Origin of the sequence: Streptomyces sp. NPDC002790, assembly GCF_040295505.1 — a bacterium.
Taxonomy (GTDB): domain Bacteria; phylum Actinomycetota; class Actinomycetes; order Streptomycetales; family Streptomycetaceae; genus Streptomyces.
This window is the reverse complement of record NZ_JBEOVM010000124.1, coordinates 1-18,145: the sequence shown is the minus strand read 5'-3', so window position 1 is coordinate 18,145 and position 18,145 is coordinate 1. Positions and strand designations below refer to the sequence as shown.

General features: G+C 71.1%; 16 protein-coding genes. 6 read left to right on the top strand and 10 right to left on the bottom strand.

Features of this window, described 5'->3' with window-relative positions; translation table 11 throughout:
* Positions 1–62: 62 nt before the first annotated feature.
* The 4 genes from fxsA to ABT004_RS31745 form a co-directional block, all read right to left on the bottom strand.
* Positions 63–659, bottom strand: a complete 597-nt coding sequence (gene fxsA / locus ABT004_RS31760) for an FxsA family membrane protein (RefSeq protein ID WP_351343570.1) — start codon at positions 657–659, stop codon at positions 63–65.
* A 58-nt stretch (positions 660–717) separates the two neighbouring features.
* Entirely contained in the window at positions 718–1,491 is a 774-nt protein-coding gene (locus ABT004_RS31755; RefSeq protein ID WP_351343567.1) for a polyprenol monophosphomannose synthase, read from the bottom strand.
* A gap of 532 nt (positions 1,492–2,023) precedes the next feature.
* Positions 2,024–3,637 (bottom strand): amidohydrolase, encoded by a 1,614-nt coding sequence (locus ABT004_RS31750; RefSeq protein ID WP_351343564.1) that lies wholly within the window; start codon positions 3,635–3,637, stop codon positions 2,024–2,026.
* Between the two features lie 183 nt (positions 3,638–3,820).
* Complete coding sequence (locus ABT004_RS31745) at positions 3,821–4,261, bottom strand: Lrp/AsnC family transcriptional regulator (protein ID WP_161306038.1); 441 nt, start codon at positions 4,259–4,261, stop codon at positions 3,821–3,823.
* 233 nt (positions 4,262–4,494) lie between these two features.
* Between ABT004_RS31745 and ABT004_RS31740 the strand changes: the two genes are divergently transcribed.
* A complete protein-coding gene (locus ABT004_RS31740; protein ID WP_351343560.1) occupies positions 4,495–4,947 on the top strand; it encodes a hypothetical protein in 453 nt (150 codons plus the stop codon).
* Between the two features lie 15 nt (positions 4,948–4,962).
* On the opposite strand, the gene ABT004_RS31735 is transcribed toward ABT004_RS31740, so the two are convergent.
* A complete protein-coding gene (locus ABT004_RS31735) occupies positions 4,963–6,081 on the bottom strand; it encodes a phosphotransferase family protein (protein ID WP_351343557.1) in 1,119 nt (372 codons plus the stop codon).
* 57 nt (positions 6,082–6,138) lie between these two features.
* Positions 6,139–7,284, bottom strand: a complete 1,146-nt coding sequence (locus tag ABT004_RS31730) for an Rv3169 family protein (RefSeq protein ID WP_502966975.1) — start codon at positions 7,282–7,284, stop codon at positions 6,139–6,141.
* A 332-nt stretch (positions 7,285–7,616) separates the two neighbouring features.
* On the opposite strand from ABT004_RS31730, the gene ABT004_RS31725 reads away from it, so the two are divergent.
* Positions 7,617–7,973: a hypothetical protein gene (locus ABT004_RS31725; RefSeq protein WP_351343554.1), complete on the top strand. Its 357-nt coding sequence runs from the start codon at positions 7,617–7,619 to the stop codon at positions 7,971–7,973.
* Between the two features lie 46 nt (positions 7,974–8,019).
* Here the strand turns inward: ABT004_RS31725 and ABT004_RS31720 are convergent, their stop codons facing one another.
* On the bottom strand, positions 8,020–9,189 hold the full coding sequence (locus ABT004_RS31720; RefSeq protein ID WP_351343551.1) for an acyl-CoA dehydrogenase family protein: 1,170 nt from the start codon (positions 9,187–9,189) through the stop codon (positions 8,020–8,022).
* Between the two features lie 308 nt (positions 9,190–9,497).
* On the opposite strand from ABT004_RS31720, the gene ABT004_RS31715 reads away from it, so the two are divergent.
* Positions 9,498–10,739 carry a glycoside hydrolase family 18 protein gene (locus ABT004_RS31715; protein ID WP_351343548.1) on the top strand — a complete coding sequence of 414 codons (1,242 nt, stop codon included), beginning with the start codon at positions 9,498–9,500 and terminating at the stop codon, positions 10,737–10,739.
* 48 nt (positions 10,740–10,787) lie between these two features.
* Here ABT004_RS31715 and ABT004_RS31710 read toward each other — a convergent pair whose 3' ends face one another.
* Both ABT004_RS31710 and ABT004_RS31705 read right to left on the bottom strand, forming a co-directional pair.
* Positions 10,788–11,396: a TetR/AcrR family transcriptional regulator gene (locus tag ABT004_RS31710; RefSeq protein WP_351343545.1), complete on the bottom strand. Its 609-nt coding sequence runs from the start codon at positions 11,394–11,396 to the stop codon at positions 10,788–10,790.
* Positions 11,397–11,538: 142 nt separating this feature from the next.
* Positions 11,539–11,700: an SCO1431 family membrane protein gene (locus tag ABT004_RS31705; RefSeq protein WP_351343542.1), complete on the bottom strand. Its 162-nt coding sequence runs from the start codon at positions 11,698–11,700 to the stop codon at positions 11,539–11,541.
* Between the two features lie 185 nt (positions 11,701–11,885).
* On the opposite strand from ABT004_RS31705, the gene ABT004_RS31700 reads away from it, so the two are divergent.
* Entirely contained in the window at positions 11,886–13,364 is a 1,479-nt protein-coding gene (locus ABT004_RS31700) for a M1 family metallopeptidase (RefSeq protein WP_351343539.1), read from the top strand.
* 126 nt (positions 13,365–13,490) lie between these two features.
* Here the strand turns inward: ABT004_RS31700 and ABT004_RS31695 are convergent, their stop codons facing one another.
* Positions 13,491–14,882, bottom strand: a complete 1,392-nt coding sequence (locus tag ABT004_RS31695) for a C39 family peptidase (protein WP_351343536.1) — start codon at positions 14,880–14,882, stop codon at positions 13,491–13,493.
* Between the two features lie 214 nt (positions 14,883–15,096).
* Between ABT004_RS31695 and ABT004_RS31690 the strand changes: the two genes are divergently transcribed.
* Together ABT004_RS31690 and ABT004_RS31685 are read left to right on the top strand one after the other, a co-directional pair.
* Complete coding sequence (locus tag ABT004_RS31690) at positions 15,097–15,738, top strand: uridine kinase family protein (RefSeq protein WP_351343533.1); 642 nt, start codon at positions 15,097–15,099, stop codon at positions 15,736–15,738.
* A 407-nt stretch (positions 15,739–16,145) separates the two neighbouring features.
* Positions 16,146–18,008: an AAA family ATPase gene (locus ABT004_RS31685; protein WP_351343530.1), complete on the top strand. Its 1,863-nt coding sequence runs from the start codon at positions 16,146–16,148 to the stop codon at positions 18,006–18,008.
* The last annotated feature ends 137 nt before the right edge of the window (positions 18,009–18,145 follow it).

The following is an 18,145-nucleotide window of genomic DNA, read 5'->3' as shown; positions in this document are numbered from 1 at the left end:
GCCCAGCCCGACCTGGAACACGTCCTGCGCCAGGTCCTCGCAGCCTCCCCGCACATCCGGGCTCAGGGGGTGAGCGGCGGCCGCGGGCCCTCGTCGTCTCCGCGCGGGCCCGGACGCTCGTCGTCCCGGATCACCTCACCCGGGATCACGGTGCCGCCGGACTGCCGCATCCGCGCCTGCTGGAACGCGTCACCGAGCGGCCCCTGGCCCGCCGCGGCGCCCATCTTCCGCTCGACCTTGCGCTCCGTGTACCGGCTCAGCGCCGTGCGCAGCGGCGGAATGAGCAGCAGCAGGCCGAGAACGTCCGAGATCAGCCCAGGAATCATCAGGAGGAGCCCGGCGAGCATCAGCAGCCCGTTGCCCTGCGAGCGCTGCTCAGGGGGCCTGGAGGCCTCGGGAGAGCCGCTCTGCTGGCGCTGCAGCGTCTCGGTGAGGTTCTGGAACGCGCGGCGCCCCGCGGACTTCATCACCACGGATCCGAACACGATGCCGGCCACCAGCAGAATGCCGAGCGTGAAGCCGCCGACCGCGCCCGCCACCACCGTGAGCAGCCAGATCTCCAGGACCATCCAGGCCGCGACGGCGAGCGGCAGGTACCTGCGGAGCCGGGAGCGCCGGGCGCCGGTGGACGGGTTACGAGGCGGAGTGCCAGTGGTCATGTACCCAGTCTGCCTGGGGCCGGATGCGATTGGCGTAAGCGGGGGATCAAGATCGCTCTCAGCGATCGCCGGGCTTGCGGCCCAGGACCTTGTCCACCCGCGCCCCCACACCCCACGTGGTGACCCGCCACAGGGCCTCCACGACGATGTCCTTGCTCATCTTGGAGTCCCCGCGCTCGCGCTCGACGAAGGTGATGGGGACCTCCACCACGTGATAGCCCTGCCGCACCGCCCGCCGGGCCAGGTCGACCTGGAAGCAGTAGCCCTGCGAGGCGACCTCGTCGAGACCGAGGCCCTCCAGGGTCTCGCGGCGGAAGGCACGGTAGCCGCCGGTGACGTCGCGGATCGGGACGTCCAGGAGGAGACGCGAGTACGTGGAGCCGCCGCGGGAGATGAACTGGCGGGACTTGGGCCAGTTGACGATGCGCCCGCCGGGCACCCAGCGCGAGCCCAGGACCAGGTCGGCGCCCTTCAGCGCGGTCAGCAGGCGGGGCAGCTCCTCCGGCTGGTGGGAACCGTCGGCGTCCATCTCGACCAGGACTCCGTAGCCGTGCTCCATGCCCCAGGCGAAGCCCGCGAGGTAGGCGGCGCCCAGGCCCTCCTTGCCGGTGCGGTGCAGGACGTGCACCTGCTCGTCGTCGGCGACCAGCTCGTCGGCGAGTTTGCCCGTGCCGTCGGGACTGTTGTCGTCGGCGATCAGGACGTGCGCCGCGGGCACGGACTCCCGGACACGGCCCACTACGGACTTGATGTTCTCCACCTCGTTGTAGGTCGGGATGATCACCAAGGTCGTACCCAGAGGGCCGAACTTCCGCCCGCCGCCGTCGCTCACAGCTTCCCCTTAAAACTTCCGTCCACAGGGGGACCACCATAGCGAGCACCCCAGTTCACGCCGATAAGGCGCCCTGGATGGGCCGGTGAGGGCCGGAAACGAGGCCGATCACTGCGGATCGACGAATACTGCGGATCGGGGCCGGGCGTCCTTCGGGCCGACCTGGGGCCCGCTGGCTGCGGGTCGACCTAAAGCCGTTGTCTACTGAACGCCCGGGCCCCACCCGGGTCGCACCTGGCCGACCGGCCGGAACGTTCCAGCGCCCCGTGGCGCGGGCGCTGGGCCTGGCTCCCAGTGGTGGTACGCCGGTGCGGCGCACCACCCCCTGACCCAGCTGCGTTCTACGACTGCCTGGACTTCCCCGGTCGAACCTGGAGGTGGTGGACCCGGCCGAACCTACCCGTCGACAGCCGCGCCTTGTCAACAGGCGTTCGACCTGCGGCTCTCTACGAACTGCCCTGGTCAGCGCGGAGGATTCGCAGGTCGTACGGGACCGTTCTGCGGCAAGATCGAAGTCGTGGCGCCCCGGTTATCACTCGTCCGGCCCTACGAAGACCGTCTGACCGAAGACCACCGTCCGCAGGCAGACCGGGAGTTGGACTCCCGGGGAGAGGTCCGGGAGGCCGGGCGTTCCGGAGCGCGGATCGGTCGACCAGCGGGCCACACGGTCGTCCGGCGCCTGCACGACCAGCTCGTCCGTGCGCCAGACGGCGTAGTCGGCGGGAGCACCCGGGACGAGGATGCCCGCGTCGTCGCGGCCGACGGCACGCCAGCCGCCGCGCGTGTGGGCGGTGAACGCGGCGCGTACGGAGACGCGGTGACCGGGCGTCCGGTGGAAGGCGGCGGCGCGGATCGTGCCCCACGGGTCGAGCGGGGTGACCGGGCTGTCGGAACCGAAGGCGAGCGGGACGCCGGCCTTCAGCAGGGCCGCGTACGGGTTGAGGGTGCGCGCCCGCTCGGCGCCGAGGCGGTCGGCGTACATGCCGTCCTCGCCGCCCCACAGGGCGTCGAAGGCGGGCTGCACGGAGGCGGTGAGGCCGAACTCCGCGAAGCCGGCGACGGTTTCGGGGGTGAGCATCTCCGCGTGCTCCACGCGGTGCCTGGTCGCGCGTACGCGCGCGAGGCCGACCTTTTCGGCGGCGCCGCGCATACCGTCGACCACGGCGGTGACGGCGGCGTCGCCGATGGCGTGGAAGCCTGCCTGGAGGCCGGCTTCCGTGCAGGCGACTACGTGGGCGGCGATTTCTTCGGCCGACATGTAGGCGGTGCCGTTGTGCGGCGCATCTACGTAGGGCTCGTGCAAGCACGCCGTGTGGGAGCCGAGGGCGCCGTCGACGAACAGGTCGCCCGCGGCGCCCAGCGCGCCGAGCGCGCGGGCGCGCTCGATGTCGCGGTCCGCCCAGTAGCCGGCCACGCGCGGTCCCGGCTCGGAGCGGGCGAGGTCGAGCAGCCCGGTGAAGTCGTCCTCGGAGGAGATGTCGGGCCCGGCGCACTCGTGGACGGACCCGATGCCGAGCGACGCGGCGTGCTGGAGGGCGGCTCGCTGGGCCTCCGTGCGCTGCTGGGGGCCCACGGCGGCGAGCGCGGCGGCACGGACGGCGTGGTGGGCGTCGCGGGTGAGAGGGCCCTCAGGGGCGAATCCGGGGCGGTCCGTGATGCCCGGGACGAGGTCGAGGAGGGCGGTGCTGACGGCGGCCGAGTGGACGTCGATGCGGGAGAGGTAGACGGGGCGGCCTGCCGTGGCCTCGTCGAGTTCGGCGCGGGTGAGGGGGGCGCGGTCGGGCCAGCGGGCGGCGTCCCAGCCGTGGCCGAGGAGGACACGGTCGGTGGGGTTGGCCGCGGCGTGTTCCCGTACGAGGGTCAGGGCTTCGGCGCGGGTGCGGGCGGCCGTGAGGTCGAGGCCGGTGAGGGCGAGGCCGGTCGACGTGGTGTGGACGTGGGCGTCGGTGAACGCGGGGGTCACCAGGGCGCCGTCGAGGTCGATCACCTCGTCCACGCCGTCCGTGAACGCGTCCGCCGCGCCCTCCGAGCCGACCCAGGCGACGTGGCCCGCCTCCACGACCATGGCGGTGGCGAAGGGGTCGGCCGGGCTGTGGATCTCGCCTCGACGCAGAAGAACGGTGCGGGGGCTGGGGGGCGTGCTCATGGTGACAGTTTCCCGTGTCCGCGGGGGTGGGGGTGCGGCGGGGTCGACACTTCCAAGCCACTGCGGCGGGGACGAAACTTTCAAGCCCCTGCGGCGTTTGAGCAGCAGGGTCCGGGGCGGAGCCCCGAGGCGCAGGAGCGGGTGGGCGTCACCGGACCGGGGCCCCGCCGCCAGACCCGCCCACTAGATCCGCGGAGGCCTCGCCTCGTACGGCGTCGACAGGACCACTGTCGTACGCGTGGAGACGCCGGCCAGGGAGCGGACGCGGGCCAGGAGGTTCTCCAGTTCGTGGGGCGTCTCGACCCGGACCTTGAGGATGTAGTTCTCGTCGCCGGCCACGCTGTGGCACGCCTCGATCTCGGGGACGCCCGCGAGGCGCTCCGCGATGTCGTCGGGGGCGCTCGGGTCGAACGGCTTCACCGAGATGAACGCGGTGAGCGGCAGGCCGACGGACTCGGGGTCGACGACCGCGGCGTACCCACGGATCACGCCGCGCTGTTCGAGGCGGCGGACCCGCTGGTGCACCGCGGACGTGGACAGGCCGGTGGCCTTGCCCAGGTCGGTGTAGCTCATCCGCCCGTCCTTGACGAGCAGCTGCACGATCTGTCGGTCGAGCTCCTCCATGCCGCTGAACCTACCGGTCCCTTGATCCTCACGGATACCTGAAGGAACGAGATGGGCGATACGTCTACCGCTCGAAGGGCCGACTCATTCGACATGTGACGAACACCACAGGACTGGGGCCGTGTCCATCGGCATGGGGTGATTACCTCGACGAGCAGGCGGGAAATGCTTGCTGTGGCCGAGGCCGCCACTCATGGACATCAGCGGCCGGCCCACCCGAGGGGGAGAATCCCATGCAGAGTGTGAAGCGTTCCGGACGTCCTGGCGCGCGCGGCCGCCAGCAGGCGATCGCAGAGCCCCAGCCGGAGGGCGTCGAACCCGACGCCTTCGACATGGACGGGGACGATGGGGACGGGTACGAGACGTTTGAGATGTACCGCGTGGCCTGCCCCGACTGCGGCAAGGCCATCGCCCTCCTCGCGGAGGAGGACGTGCTGCCGGAGCACGCCCATGTGACGTCACCCTGGGACCCGTTCGGGCTCACCGTCTGCGTCGGCAGCGGCAGGACCGTCACGGAGGCCCTGCCCACGGACGACCTGGTGGGCGCTCAAGAGCAGGACGCCGCCCTCCTGTTGACGCTCCCTCAGGGACTCGACTGGCGCACCCAGCCCTTCTCGCACGCCGGCGGCTCCGGGGCACGCCCCATCCGCGTGCCGGACCAGCCCTACCGCCAGGCCGCCGCCTGATCCGAGCGACGGAACCTACGGCCTGTCGGTCCAGTAACTGCCCCGCACCATGGCCCGCAAGCTGTCGTGGTGCAGGATCAGTGTGTCCGGGTCCGCGGGCTCGGTGGCCTCGCCGAAATGGATCTGCCGGTAGGCGACGCGGAGCATCACGGCGGCGTGCCGCAGGGCCGCGTAGAGCGTGTAGAACTCCATGTCGCGCGGGGTGTGGCCGGTGAGGCGTGCGTAGCGGGCCTCCACCCGCTCACGGCGCAGGAAGTCCGGCAGCCCTCGCTGCCCGAAGGCCTCGGTCAGGTCCTGGAAGAAGCGGTGCAGATACACCGTCCAACCGAGGTCGACCTCGCGCGGGGCCAGCGAGGCCATCTCCCAGTCGAGGACGGCGGCGGGTGCGACTCCGTCCTGTTCATAGATGATGTTGCCGATGCGGGCGTCGCCCCAGTTGAGGACCGCGGGGCCAGCATCCCGCGGCCACAGCTCCTCCAGGCGTGCGAAGGCGCTCTCGATGAGGGGCGAGGGGCTGCGGCCGTCCACCACCCATGCGTAGTAGGCGCGTTGGGCGTCCACGTGCCGGCGCAGCGGGTCCCCCTCGCCGGGCAGTTCCAGGAAGGACGCCTCGGCCGCCGGCACGCCGTCGTGCAACCGCGCCAGCACCCGGATGCTCGCGTCCTCCAGGCGCTCCCGCTCGTCGTCGCTCGCCTCGTGCAGCCAATTCCCCTCGTACGTATAGGGCATGACGTCGGGCGGCACGCGGCCCGCCACCCGTTCCATGACGAAGAACGGGGCTCCGAGCGGGCCCGCGTCCTCCTCCAGCCACAGCACGCGCGGCACCGGAAGCCCGGTGCGCTCGGCCGCGAGGCGCATCGTCCGGTACTGGCGCGGCATGTCGTACACCGGGAAGATCGTGTACGCCGACGGGTCCGCAGCGAGCCGCAACGCGCAGGCGCGTACGGGTGGTTCGGGGTGCTCGATGTCGAAGAGCAGGGTCTCGCTCGACATGCCGTTGGACTCGGGGACGGTGACGTTCACCGCCTTCGCCCCGGGCAGCCGGCGGCCGAGCCACGCGGTCAGGCGCCGGGCGATCTCCTCGGGTTCGCGGGTGGACGTGCGGGGCCTGGGCTGTCGCGGTGCTGTCGCCATCGCCGAACTCCCTGTCCGTGAAGGCCGTTGGGGGATGTCACGCGTCGTGCGAGCCGGTCAGGGCCGGTCCGGGGCCACCGAGTCGAAGCCCGTGAAGCCGCTCGGGTCGTGGCGGCCGAAGGAGCCGTGCTCGAAGATGCCGTACCCGACCTGCCCGTCGAGGGTGAAGCGGGCCGCATGGTCGATGACCCCGTACGCGGCCCTGGGGTGCGCCGCCGGGTCCGCGAGGTCGTACGTCCGCCGGTCGCACCAGTCGTGGCCCTGCCAGGTCCCGTGCTGCCAGTCGTCGGCCGGCGGGTAGCCCGCGCCGACGGCGAGCGGGGAGGAGGCGAGGATCTCCACGCCCACGTCGAGCGGTTTGCGGTCGGCCGGGTCCATGAGGTGGATGACCGCGTGCTCGGGGTGGCGGGTGCCGGGGCGGTAGGTGATGTCGGTTGCCGGCCAGCCGAGTTGGCGGTCGCGGTGGCCCTCGCGGACGACCGTGGCGTCGTTCAGGGTGCGGTAGCCGTCTGCGTCCTCCTGGGTGATCACCATGAGGAAGCGGTCGTCGAAGCGGATCGGCGCCCAGATCCAGTGGAAGCCCTCGGTGGGGTACTCCTGCGCGAGCCGGCCGCCCTCCTCCCCCGGCACCGGCCGCACGCCCCAACTCCGGTCCCGGGTAGCGGTCCAGCCGTCAAGGCGGATCTCCCGGCCCCCGATCCGCAGCCACCCGTCGCACCGCCCGGCCTGCACGAACCGCTTGCCCTCCAGGGTGAGCCGCACGCCCTTGCGCTGCGTGTGGTGCGGCTCCCACAGGGCCGGGAAGTCGGCGCTCCAGTTGATCTCGTACGAGAGCCCCTCGGGGTCGTCCGGGTCGGCGGCGCAGGAGAGGATGAAGCCCTTGAGCGGGCGTTCGACCAGGATCTTCAACGGGCCGACCCGCATGTCCATCCGCGTCTCGTCACTCAGGGCGTCGGACGCGCGGACCGCGTGCAGGGTGTCGCCGACGCGGAGGGTGGCGTAGGCATCGATCACACCCAGGTTCGGATAGACGCCGAGGCCGAGGATGAGCAGGAACCGGCCCTCGGGGTCGAAGAGATGGAAGATGCAGCGGTCGTAGGCGTTGCGATCGCTGGTGGCGACGTGCTTCATCGACAGCGGGACCTGATGGACGGGCCACTCGTCGAAGGCGACGGGGCGGTCGGCGGTCTCGTCTGCGGCCACGGCAAACCTCCCTGGAAGCGCGGCGGTTGGCGTCCGCCCGGAGGGGTGCGGCCTGCCCGGCGGCGGAGTTGACGGTACGTCAGCTCGGCGTCGCTGGCCAGATGTTCGACCAGCCCATGCCACACGTACGGGGATGGTGTGAACTGACGCTCGAATTCGTCAACCAGTCACCTCGCCGATCCCTCTTTCGTTGAACCGGCATGACCTCGACGCAGACCTCGGCACCTGCGCCCACGGGACGACGCAGGCGCATCCTCGTGCCGGTTACCGCAGAATCGGTTCACCAGAGCCGACAGTCCCCCACGTCCCATCCGCTTCCCCAGGGCCACCAGGTGCCACAGGAGCATCAGCCCCAGCACACGCCGCAGGTTCAGGGCACCCTCCAGGCCGCACTGTCCCCGCGGCCCTCCACACCCCCGGCCACCCCCTTGGCCGCACCGGCCCCGCAGCCACCCGCGCTCCGGCCCGCGGGACCGCAGCCGCTCCCCCGGCCACAGCAGGCCCGGCCGCCGCACCCACAGCCACCCCAGCCGCGCCCGCACAACCCCCCGATCTACCAGGCGATGATGACGGCCTGGACCGAGCGCGGCAGGACCCTGCCGGGGCGCGACGACCCGGAGTGGACGCGGCTGATCGCGCCCACCGTACGCACCGGTCAGTTCAGCGCGATGCAGAGCACCCGCCAGTAGGTCACGCGGCGTCGCGGGGCTGGGTGCGCACCTTCCACCGCGCCACCTACTGCCGGCCGCTCTCAGGACCGGCGAGGTGACGGGCGATGACCATGCGCTGGATCTGATTGGTGCCCTCGACGATCTGGAGCACCTTCGCCTCGCGCATCAGGCGCTCCACGGGGAAGTCGGCCGTGTAGCCGTACCCCCCGAGGACCTGCACCGCGTCCGTGGTGACCTTCATCGCGGCGTCCGTGCACAGCAGCTTCGCCATGGCGGCCTGCTTGGAGAAGGGCCTGCCCGCGTCCCGCAGCCGGGCCGCCGACAGATACAGGGCGCGGCCCGCCTCTATCTGCGTGGCCATGTCCGCGAGCATGAAGCGCAGGCCCTGGAAGTCCGCGATGGGCCGGCCGAACTGGGCGCGCCCCTTCGCGTACTCCACCGCCGCGTCGAGCGCGGCCTGCGCGACGCCGACCGCGCAGGCCGCGATTCCGAGGCGGCCCGAGTCGAGCGCCGAGAGGGCGATCTGGAAGCCCTGCCCCTCGTCCCCGAGGCGGCGCTCGTCGCTCACCCGCACCCCGTCCAGGTGCACCTGGGCGGTGGGCGAGCCCTTCATGCCCATCTTCCGCTCGGGCACCGCCGCGCTCAGCCCCGCCGCGTCACCGGGCAGCAGGAACGCCGTGATGCCGTGCGCGCCCTCACTTCCGGTGCGGGCCAGGACCGTGTAGAAGTCGGCCACGCCGCCGTGGGTGATCCAGGCCTTCGTCCCCGTGAGCACCCACTCGTCGCCCTCGCGGATCGCCTTGGTGTGCAGGGACGCCGCGTCGGAACCGGAGGACGGCTCCGACAGGCAGTAGGCGCCGAGCAGGCCGCCGCCCAGCATCGCGGGCAGGTGCTCGGCACGCTGCTGCTTCGTCCCGAAGTTCGCGAGGGCGTGGCAGGACAGTGAGTGCACGCTGACGCCGAGGCCCACCGTGAGGCGGGCGGCCGCCAGCTCCTCCAGGACCTGGAGATAGACCTCGTACGGTTGCTCGCCGCCGCCGAACTCGGCGTCGTAGGGCAGCCCGAGCAGTCCCGACTCGGAGAGGATCCGGAAAGTCTCGCGCGGGAAGCGGCCCGCCTCCTCGTCCTCGGCCGCGCGCGGGGCGATCTCCCGCTGCGCGATGTCGCGGACGAGCCGCATCAGATCCTGAGCTTCGTCCGTCGGCAACTGGCGCTCGACTCCTGGCTCCGGCATGGCGACGCTCTCCTCCCTGGGCGGGCACTGCGGCGGCGACCGCCGGGTGGGCGGGCGTCGCCGGATGGTCACTGCCGGGCCGATGCTGCCCTTCCGGATCACGGAAAGCGCAGACCAAGAGGGCGCGGCGTGTTGAGTATTCCCGATCCGGAGCGCCCCGTCACTGGTTAACGACCGCTTACTCAAAGTTTTTCCGCGGCGGCGGAATTGGTTCGTACCATTGACCCCACTGGTCTAGTCCTTCTAATGTGCGGCGCGCAGGTCCACGGCACCAACCCCACGCTCCCCTCCCCCCACGAGGAGACACGATGCTCAGACCGCACCTCCCCCGCAGAGGCCTCAAGGCCCTCTTCTCCGCCGCGTGTTGCGCCGCCCTCGGCGCAGGACTGCTCGCCGGCGCGGGCGGCGCCTCCGCACAGCAGCAGAGCGACACCGAGCCGAAAGCGGCCGGTTCGAAGGTCGTCGGATACTTCACCGAGTGGGGTGTCTACGACCGGAACTACCACGTCAAGAACATCGAGACGTCGGGCTCCGCCGACAGGCTCACGCACATCAACTACTCGTTCGGCAACGTCCAGGGCGGCAAGTGCGCGATGGGCGACTCCTACGCCGCGACCGACAAGGCGTACACCGCGGACCAGTCCGTGGACGGCGCCGCCGACACCTGGGACCAGCCGCTGCGCGGCAACTTCAACCAGCTCCTGAAGCTGAAGAAGAAGCACCCGGACCTCAAGATCCTTTGGTCCTTCGGTGGTTGGACCTGGTCCGGTGGCTTCGGCGAGGCGGCCAAGGACCCGGCCGCGTTCGCCCAGTCCTGCTACGACCTGGTCGAGAACTCCAAGTGGGCCGATGTCTTCGACGGCATCGACATCGACTGGGAGTACCCGAACGCCTGCGGCCTCACCTGTGACACCAGCGGGCGCGACGCCTACAAGAACCTGATGTCGGCGCTGCGTTCGAAGTTCGGCAGCGACTACCTGGTCACCTCGGCCATCCCGGCCGACGCCTCGGAGGGCGGCAAGCTGGACGCCGCCGACTACGCGGGCGCCGCCCAGTACGTCGACTGGTACAACCCGATGACGTACGACTTCTTCGGCGCCTGGGACGCGAAGGGGCCCACCGCCCCGCACTCGCCTCTGACCTCGTACGACGGGATCCCGAAGGCGGATTGGCACAGCTCTGCCACCGTCGCGAAGCTCAAGGAGATGGGTGTGCCCGCCTCCAAGCTGCTGCTCGGGATCGGGTTCTACGGGCGCGGCTGGACCGGCGTCACACAGGACGCTCCCGGTGGCACGGCGACAGGGCCCGCGGCCGGCAAGTACGAGCAGGGCATCGACGACTACAAGGAGCTGAAGAGCAAGTGCCCGGCCACCGGCACGGTCGGCGGCACGGCGTACGCGCACTGCGGGAACGACTGGTGGAGCTACGACACCCCGGCGACCATCGCCGGAAAGATGGACTACAAGAGCGAGCAGGGCCTGGGCGGCACCTTCCTCTGGGAGCTGTCCGGTGACACCTCGGACGGTGAGCTGATCAAGGCGATCAACTAGCCCTACAGGTAAGGCGATGTGCTCCCCTGGCCGTACGCGCGCGTGCGGTCAGGGGAGCACTGGCGCGGGGTACGAGGGTTCGAACTCCTCGATCACCCGCAGGGTTTCGCCGAGTGTGCGCACCAACAGGGCGCGCACCGTGTCCCGTTCGAGCTCGTGGTGGCCGATCCAGTCGAGCGTGATGCCCTCGACGCTGCACAGCCAGCCAAGCAGCGCCGTCCGCGCGAGCCGCGGTACGCGCGAAGTCCCGTACGCGGCGCGGGCGATGGTGGCGATCAGCGCGTCGCGCACCTCGTCCCTGATGGCCTGCACCTGGGCGTCGAAGCCCACGCCGCCCGTGACGATCGTGCGGTACGCCGCCTGGTTCCGCTCCGCGTAGCGCAGATAACCCTCGACCGTGCGGTGCACCCGCTCGACGGGGGCCAGGTCACCGACGCTGCTGGCGCCGTCGACGAGTTCGCCGACGGACTCCTCGATGATCGCGAGGTAGTAGCCGCGCTTGGACTCGAAGTAGTAGTAGATCAACCCCTTGGCCACGCCCGCGTGCTGCGCTATGTCGTCCATGGACAGCGCGTCGTAGGACGTGTCGGCGAACAACTTCCGTCCGATGGCGATGAGTTCGGCGCGGCGAGTGGCGGAGCGTTCGGTGCCGCGCACCCGCTGGTGGCTAGTCTTCAATTCCGGCCCTGGTCTCGGACTCCTTGCGAATGCCGCAGTATGGCACTTTCCGAGGCGCCCGCACGCCTGCCCGGCGGTGGCCGTGATGGCGAACGTCACGTCGCGGTGGGCGACGGACCGGTCACATCAGGCCGAGCTGTGTGACGAGCATCGCGAGGACCACGACGAAGGTCCAGCCCAGGACGTGTTCGAGGATCTTCGGCCCGTTGTCGTCGGGCCCGCCGGTGCGAGCGCGCGCGGCGGGCGTGGCGGGCGTGGAAGCGGCGGCGGAATGTGCGGTCATGGGTGTCTCGCTCGGGTCGCGGTGATGGGCCTGACTCCCCCGGCTGCGCCCATGCCCCCTGTGGCGCCTTCTCCACCTTGCCATCGGATCGGCGGCGCGCCGCCGAGACCTTGGTCACGTACAACCGGGCCGCCGCGTCGCGCGTCCCACACAGCGACGCGTTCCGTCCGACCGGAAGGTTCCCGATGAGTGCGTACCGGATTCCACGCCGCAGAACCCGTCTCGCCCTCGCCGCGGCGATCACCGTCACCGCGGCGCTGACCGGCCCGGCGGCCGTCTCCCGGGCGGCCACCGACAGCCCGGCGCCGGGCGCCGCGGGCCTCGGCGACCCGATGTTCCCGCTCGACGGGAACGGGGGTTACACCGTGCGCCACTACACGCTCGACTTCGACTGGCAGGCGCCGAGGACCCCGTTCGCCGCCGCCACCACCGTCAGGGCCACGGCGACGCAGGCGCTGTCCCGCTTCGACCTCGACTTCGCCGGCAACGAACTCCACTCGGTGACCGTGAACGGCCGCGCCGCGCAGACCCGCCGCGAGGGCGACGAGCTGATCGTCACGCCCGCCTCACCGATCCCCAGGGGCAGCGCCTTCACCGTCAAGGTCCGGTACACCGCCGACCCGACGCAGGTGCGCCACCGCGACGACGCGATCGAGGACTACGGCTGGATCCCGACGCCCGACGGGACGGTCCTGTACCCGCAGCCCAACGGCGCCAAGATGATCTTCCCGGCCAACGACCACCCGAGCCGACGCGCCCCCGTCACGTTCCACGTGACCACCCCGGCCGACCGCACGGCCGTCGCGAACGGGCGCCTCGTGGACCGCACCGAGCGGAGCGACGGGCGGGTCCGCTGGACGTACGACTCCGAGCAGCCGATCGCGACGCAGCTGGTCCAACTGGCCGTCGGAAAGTTCACGTTGATCGACAGCAAGGGCCCTGGCGGGCTGCCGCTGCGCGATGTCGTTCCGGACGCGCTCGTGGCGCCGACCAAGCAGTACCGCGACCTGACACCCGTTCATCTGGCGTGGCTGCGGGAGAAGTTGGGCCCCTATCCCTTCAACCGGTACGGCGTCCTCGTCGGCGACACGGACCTCGGGGTGGCCCTGGAGACGCAGACGCTGTCCCTCGTGCCGAAGGCGGATCTGCTCGGTACGAAGGTCGACGCCGAGCGCAATCTCGTCCACGAGCTGACCCACCAGTGGCTCGGCGACAGCGTCGGGATCGCCACCTGGTCCGACCTGTGGCTGAGCGAGGGCCACGCCCGTTTCTACGAGCGCTGGTACTCCGAGGAGCACGGCGGCGACAGCTTCGAGGCCGCGATGAAAACGGCCTACGAGAACCACGACCAGTGGCGCCACGACTACGGCGCCCCGGCCGAGCCCACGGAGCCGAACCTCTTCAAGCGGATGCGCTACGACGGCTCGGCGCTCGTCCTGTACGCGCTGCGCGAGCGGGTCGGTGCGGAGGCCTTCGCCAGGATCGAACGGGCGTGGGGCACCCAGTACCGGGGGCGGACCGCGTCGACGGCCGACTTCATTGCGCTCGCCTCGAAGGCCGCCGGCAAGGACCTGGCCGGTTTCCTGCGGCCGTGGTTGTACGGGTCCCGGACGCCGCCGATGCCGGGCCACCCCGACTGGGCGGTGCTACCCGTCACGGGGTGACGCGGGCTATTTGTATGCCCCGCCCCGCCCCTTCCCGAAAGTCCTGCCGGACGGGCCTGCTCAATCGCCGCAGGGGCTGAAAGATCGCCTCATCGCCGGCGGGGTCCGGGGCGGAGCCCCGATCTTTCAGCGCACGCCCACCGCGGCCAGCGCCTTGCGTTGCTTGTCGGTCGGGGTGGCCGGGAAGTACAGGTAGCAGACGCCGCCGGTGCCGGAGACGACCTTGCCGGTGGCGTCGTACCGCTTGGTCCGCAGCCAGATATTTTCCCACTCACGCCTCTTGTAGACGCGGCGGACCGCCGCATCGCTGGGTGAGGCCGGGTCGTTGGCGATCACGTCGCCGTCGGCGGTGAAGCCGATGACCGTCATCAGGTGTCCCGAGGTGCCGTAGCCCGCGCCGGTCAGCTCCTCCTTGAGGAACGACTGGGAGGTGATGGCCGGGATGCCGGCCGCGATCAGCTTCTCCAGGTCGGCGAGCGAGGAGAGGCGGGTGACGACACCTTGCAGGTCCTTGTACGTCGCCGCGTACGCCGCGTTGAACGGCCAGTTGCCGCAGCCCTCGTACTGGTAGTCATACGTATGACGGGCCGCATGGCAGACCTGCGGATCGGCGTACGAGGGGTCCACCCAGGCGAGCTGTTCGGGCGTCGGCCTCCGGCCCCAGTACTCGATGATCATCTGCGAGGAGGTGGGGCTGCACCAGGCCTCTCCCCCGTTGTCGTACTCGGGGTACTGGCCGACGTGGATGTTCTGCGAGTAGCGCGGGACCTTCAGCTCCTTGGCGAGGCCCGGCGTGGACGCGGGGACCGTGAAGCGGTCCGGGACGTCCGAGCCCATCGCGCCCAGGCGCCACACCGTCGGCGCCGCCTTCGAGCCCGGCGCGCGCAGCAGCCTGAGGCGCAGCCGGTACGAGGCGAGGCGCAGGCCCGAGGCCGCGTCGTCGATGGAGAACGTGTCCGTCCAGATGCTCGACTTACCGTCCGACTGGTCGTCCACGGACGTGCGGCGGATGTCCGCGTCCTTGTCGTCGCCCGCGGTCCAGCGGCCCATCACGTACCAGGGGGTCGCGGCGCCGTCTGTGTAGGTGCCCTGGAGTTCGATCTGGATCCAGGTGCCCTTCGGGGTGTGCGCGTTCCAGGACGCGACGACCTCGGTGGCGGGGACCGAGAGCGCGTGGACCGGGGAGAGCCACTCGGCGTACTCCCACTCGGCCGTCTTGTTCAGGTGCGGATCCTTGTACGTCGTCGTGCCGGCGGGCGCGGCGATCGTCACGCCGGGGCGCGCGCCGCCCACGACGCGCGTGCCGTGCGCGGTGCCGGAGCGCCAGTCGACGGACGTCGTCCAGGTGCGGTTGTCCACGGGGCGGTTCACGGCTTTCCGTGCGGTCCCTGCGGACTGCTGCGCGGGCGTGGCGGCGCGCGCGGGGCCCGTCGCGGCCGTCGTGGCGAGCGCGACGCCCGCGGCCGCCGCGAGGACGGTTCTCCTGGAGAGCGGGGACGGGGTTTCGGGTCGGGTCATCGGCTGATCCCTCGGTCGTCGGTTCTGGCGGTCGTCGGTTCTGACGGAGGTGACGGAGACTGACGTGACAGGGTGCGCCAACTATGGCCGTCGGGGCGGGATTTCCACCAGCGTTTCGCAGCGGGGCACCGGCACAAATATTGGTCTTCACCACTGGCATGACCTGCGGCGGCGCGTACGAAACCGATCCGGGCGGCGTCGTACCCTTGCGGCCGTGAGCTACCACCATGTGCCCCTCGCCGACTGCGCCGACCGGATCCGCCGACTGCCGCCGTCCTGCGGCCCCGTGCGGCTCGTCGGCATCGACGGGCACGCGGGTTCCGGCAAGTCGACACTCGCGGTGCGGCTCGCGGAGGCGCTCGGCGGGGCGCCCGTCCTGCGGCTCGACGACCTCGCGAGCCACGACGCGCTCTTCGCGTGGACCGAGCGCCTGCGCACCCAGATCCTCGACCCGCTCTCCCGCGGCGCGTCCGCGCACTACGAGACGTACGACTGGCACGCCCGCCGCTACACCGCCAGGTGCGAGCTTCCGGCGGCCGACGTCGTCCTGATCGAGGGCGTAGGGGCGGGGCGGAGCGAACTTCGGCCGGAACTCGCGATGTTGATGTGGCTCGACATGCCCCGTGAGGCCGCGTGGGCGCGGGGGCGGGCGCGGGACGGAGAGGCGCAGCGAGAGTTCTGGGACGGCTGGATCCCAGCGGAGCGGGAGCACTTCCAAGTGAACCCGTCCCTCCCCTTCGCACACCTTTTGGTACGCGAGTGTCCAGAGGGATATGAGGTGCGCGAAGGGCCTGGCGGGATCCCACCCTTGAAGGGGTTCGTCACTTACGGTGACGGACCGCCAGCGGTGCGGTGAACCTGTGGAAACGGCCTTCCGTCACTTTCCGCGAGAGCCTCAACTCTGCTTGACCGAGGGGCCGTACAGGACTTACGTTCTCAATGTGCGGCCTTTCGGGACCGCCTACAGACGCGAGGCCCCCGGTTGTTCCCCCGTGATCGGGGGCTTCGTTCTGCCCACAACACCCCTTCGTGGCTGCGCCGAGGCGCGCTTCGCTCACCCTGGGTGACCATCCCGCACGGCGCTCACCTGCACCGAATCCCCCCGCTCGTGCCCCTATCCGACCGGGTCGCGCCCTACGGCCGAGCTCGCCCCCGCGGGTACGATGCCCTCGGTGCGGTCTACGGACGGCTCGCTGTCCGCATCGTGACAACTCCCGTCCATGACAGAGCGGTTCATCGGGGGCACGGTTTGTGGGGGACGTGATGGACTTCGGCACCGGTGCACAGGCCGGCCCGGCCGACCTCGCCTGGCTGCGAGGCGTCGACGCCTACACCATGGGCGCCTATCCGCAGGCGGAGGACGAATTCCGCACGGCGGTACGGATGGACCCGGGGATGGCCGACGGCTGGCTCGGGCTGCACGCCCTGCGCGTCGACACGACGACGGCGCTGCTGCGCATGTTCCGGCACCGCGACCGGTTCGGGGAGCAGCGCGTGCGCCACCGACGCACACTCAACTCCTGGTACTGGCTGGGCTGGTGGGTGCAGCCGGTCCTTGAACATCCGCGCGATCTGCTGCTCGCGCACGCCTCGCACTGGCTGGACGGGCGCCATGTCCCGGACCTGGACCGGGCGCTGGCGACCCTGCCGCCGTTCGACGCGGACCCGCAGGTGCGGTTCCTGCACGCCTGCCGCTCGTACCTGGTGAAGGACTGGGACCAACTGGTCCGGCACACCGACCCGTTGACCGACGACCCGATGCTCGGCATCGAGGCCGGACTCTTCGGGGGCATGGCCCGGGTGCGCCTGGAGATGTACGGGCAGGCGGAGCCGCTGCTCTCGTCGGCCCTGATGCGCTGTCGCAGCGAGCAGCCGCAGCGCAAGGAGCTGCGCTACTGGCTGGCCAGGGCCCATGAGGGCACCGGGCGTTCGGCGGCAGCGCTCCCCCTGTACCGGGCGGTGCACCGGGTCGACCCCGCCTTCATGGACACCTCCGCGCGGCTCGCGGCGATCGCCGAGGGGGACGGGTACGGGGACTTCGGCGACGGAACCGATCTGACGCCGCTGTCCATGACGGGGTATCAGGACGGGTTCGACGGTGACCCGGGCGATCCGTTGTACGAGAGCGACGGGCGCGACCTGAAGGTGACCGACCCCGACCTGCCGCCTCCCGGCGCCGCGGCCGCCGACGACGCCGACATGGTGCGGGAGAAGGCCGTGGTGCCGGTGCCCGCACCGCCACCGGCCAGCAGCACGGATCCGGCGCTCCTGGAGGAGGCGCTCAGCGAGCTGGAGCGGATGGTGGGCCTGGAGCCCGTGAAGCGCCAAGTGAAGGCGCTGTCCGCCCAGTTGAACATGGCGCGGCTCCGCTCCGGGCAGGGACTTCCGGTCCAGCCCCCGAAGCGGCACTTCGTCTTCTCCGGGCCCTCGGGTACGGGCAAGACGACCGTGGCGCGGATTCTCGGGCGGGTCTTCTACGCCCTCGGGCTGCTCGGCGGGGACCACCTCGTGGAGGCGCAGCGGGCGGACCTGGTGGGCGAGTACTTGGGGCAGACCGCGGTCAAGGCGAACGAGCTGATCGACTCCGCGTTGGGTGGGGTGCTGTTCGTCGACGAGGCGTACGCGCTGTCCAACTCCGGTTACGGGAAGGGCGACGCGTACGGCGACGAGGCGCTTCAGGTGCTGCTGAAGCGGGCGGAGGACAACCGGGACCACCTCGTGGTGATCCTCGCCGGGTATCCGGAGGGGATGGACCGGCTGCTCGCCGCCAACCCCGGGCTGTCCTCGCGGTTCACGTCGCGGGTCGACTTTCCGTCGTACCGGCCGCTCGAACTCACTTCCATCGGGGAGGTGTTGGCGGCGGACAACGGGGATGTGTGGGACGAGGAGGCGTTGGACGAGTTGCGGTCCATCGCCGGGCATGTCGTCGATCAGGGGTGGATCGACGAGCTCGGGAACGGGAGGTTTCTGCGGACGCTGTACGAGAAGTCGTGTGCGTATCGCGATCTGCGGCTTACCGGGTATGTGGTGGAGCCCACGAGGGATGATCTGGCGACGTTGAGGTTGCCGGATCTGATGCAGGCGTATGGCGAGGTGTTGTCCGGGCGGGGGCCGTCCGGCGGTTGATCCGTCGGACGGCCCGCCCCGTTCAGCGCAACGGGGTTGACGCCTCGGGGGGGGGGGCCCCCCCCCCCCCCCCCCCCCCCCCCCCGGGGGGGGGGGGGGGGCCCCCCCCCCCGGGGGGGCGCCCCCCCCACCCCCCC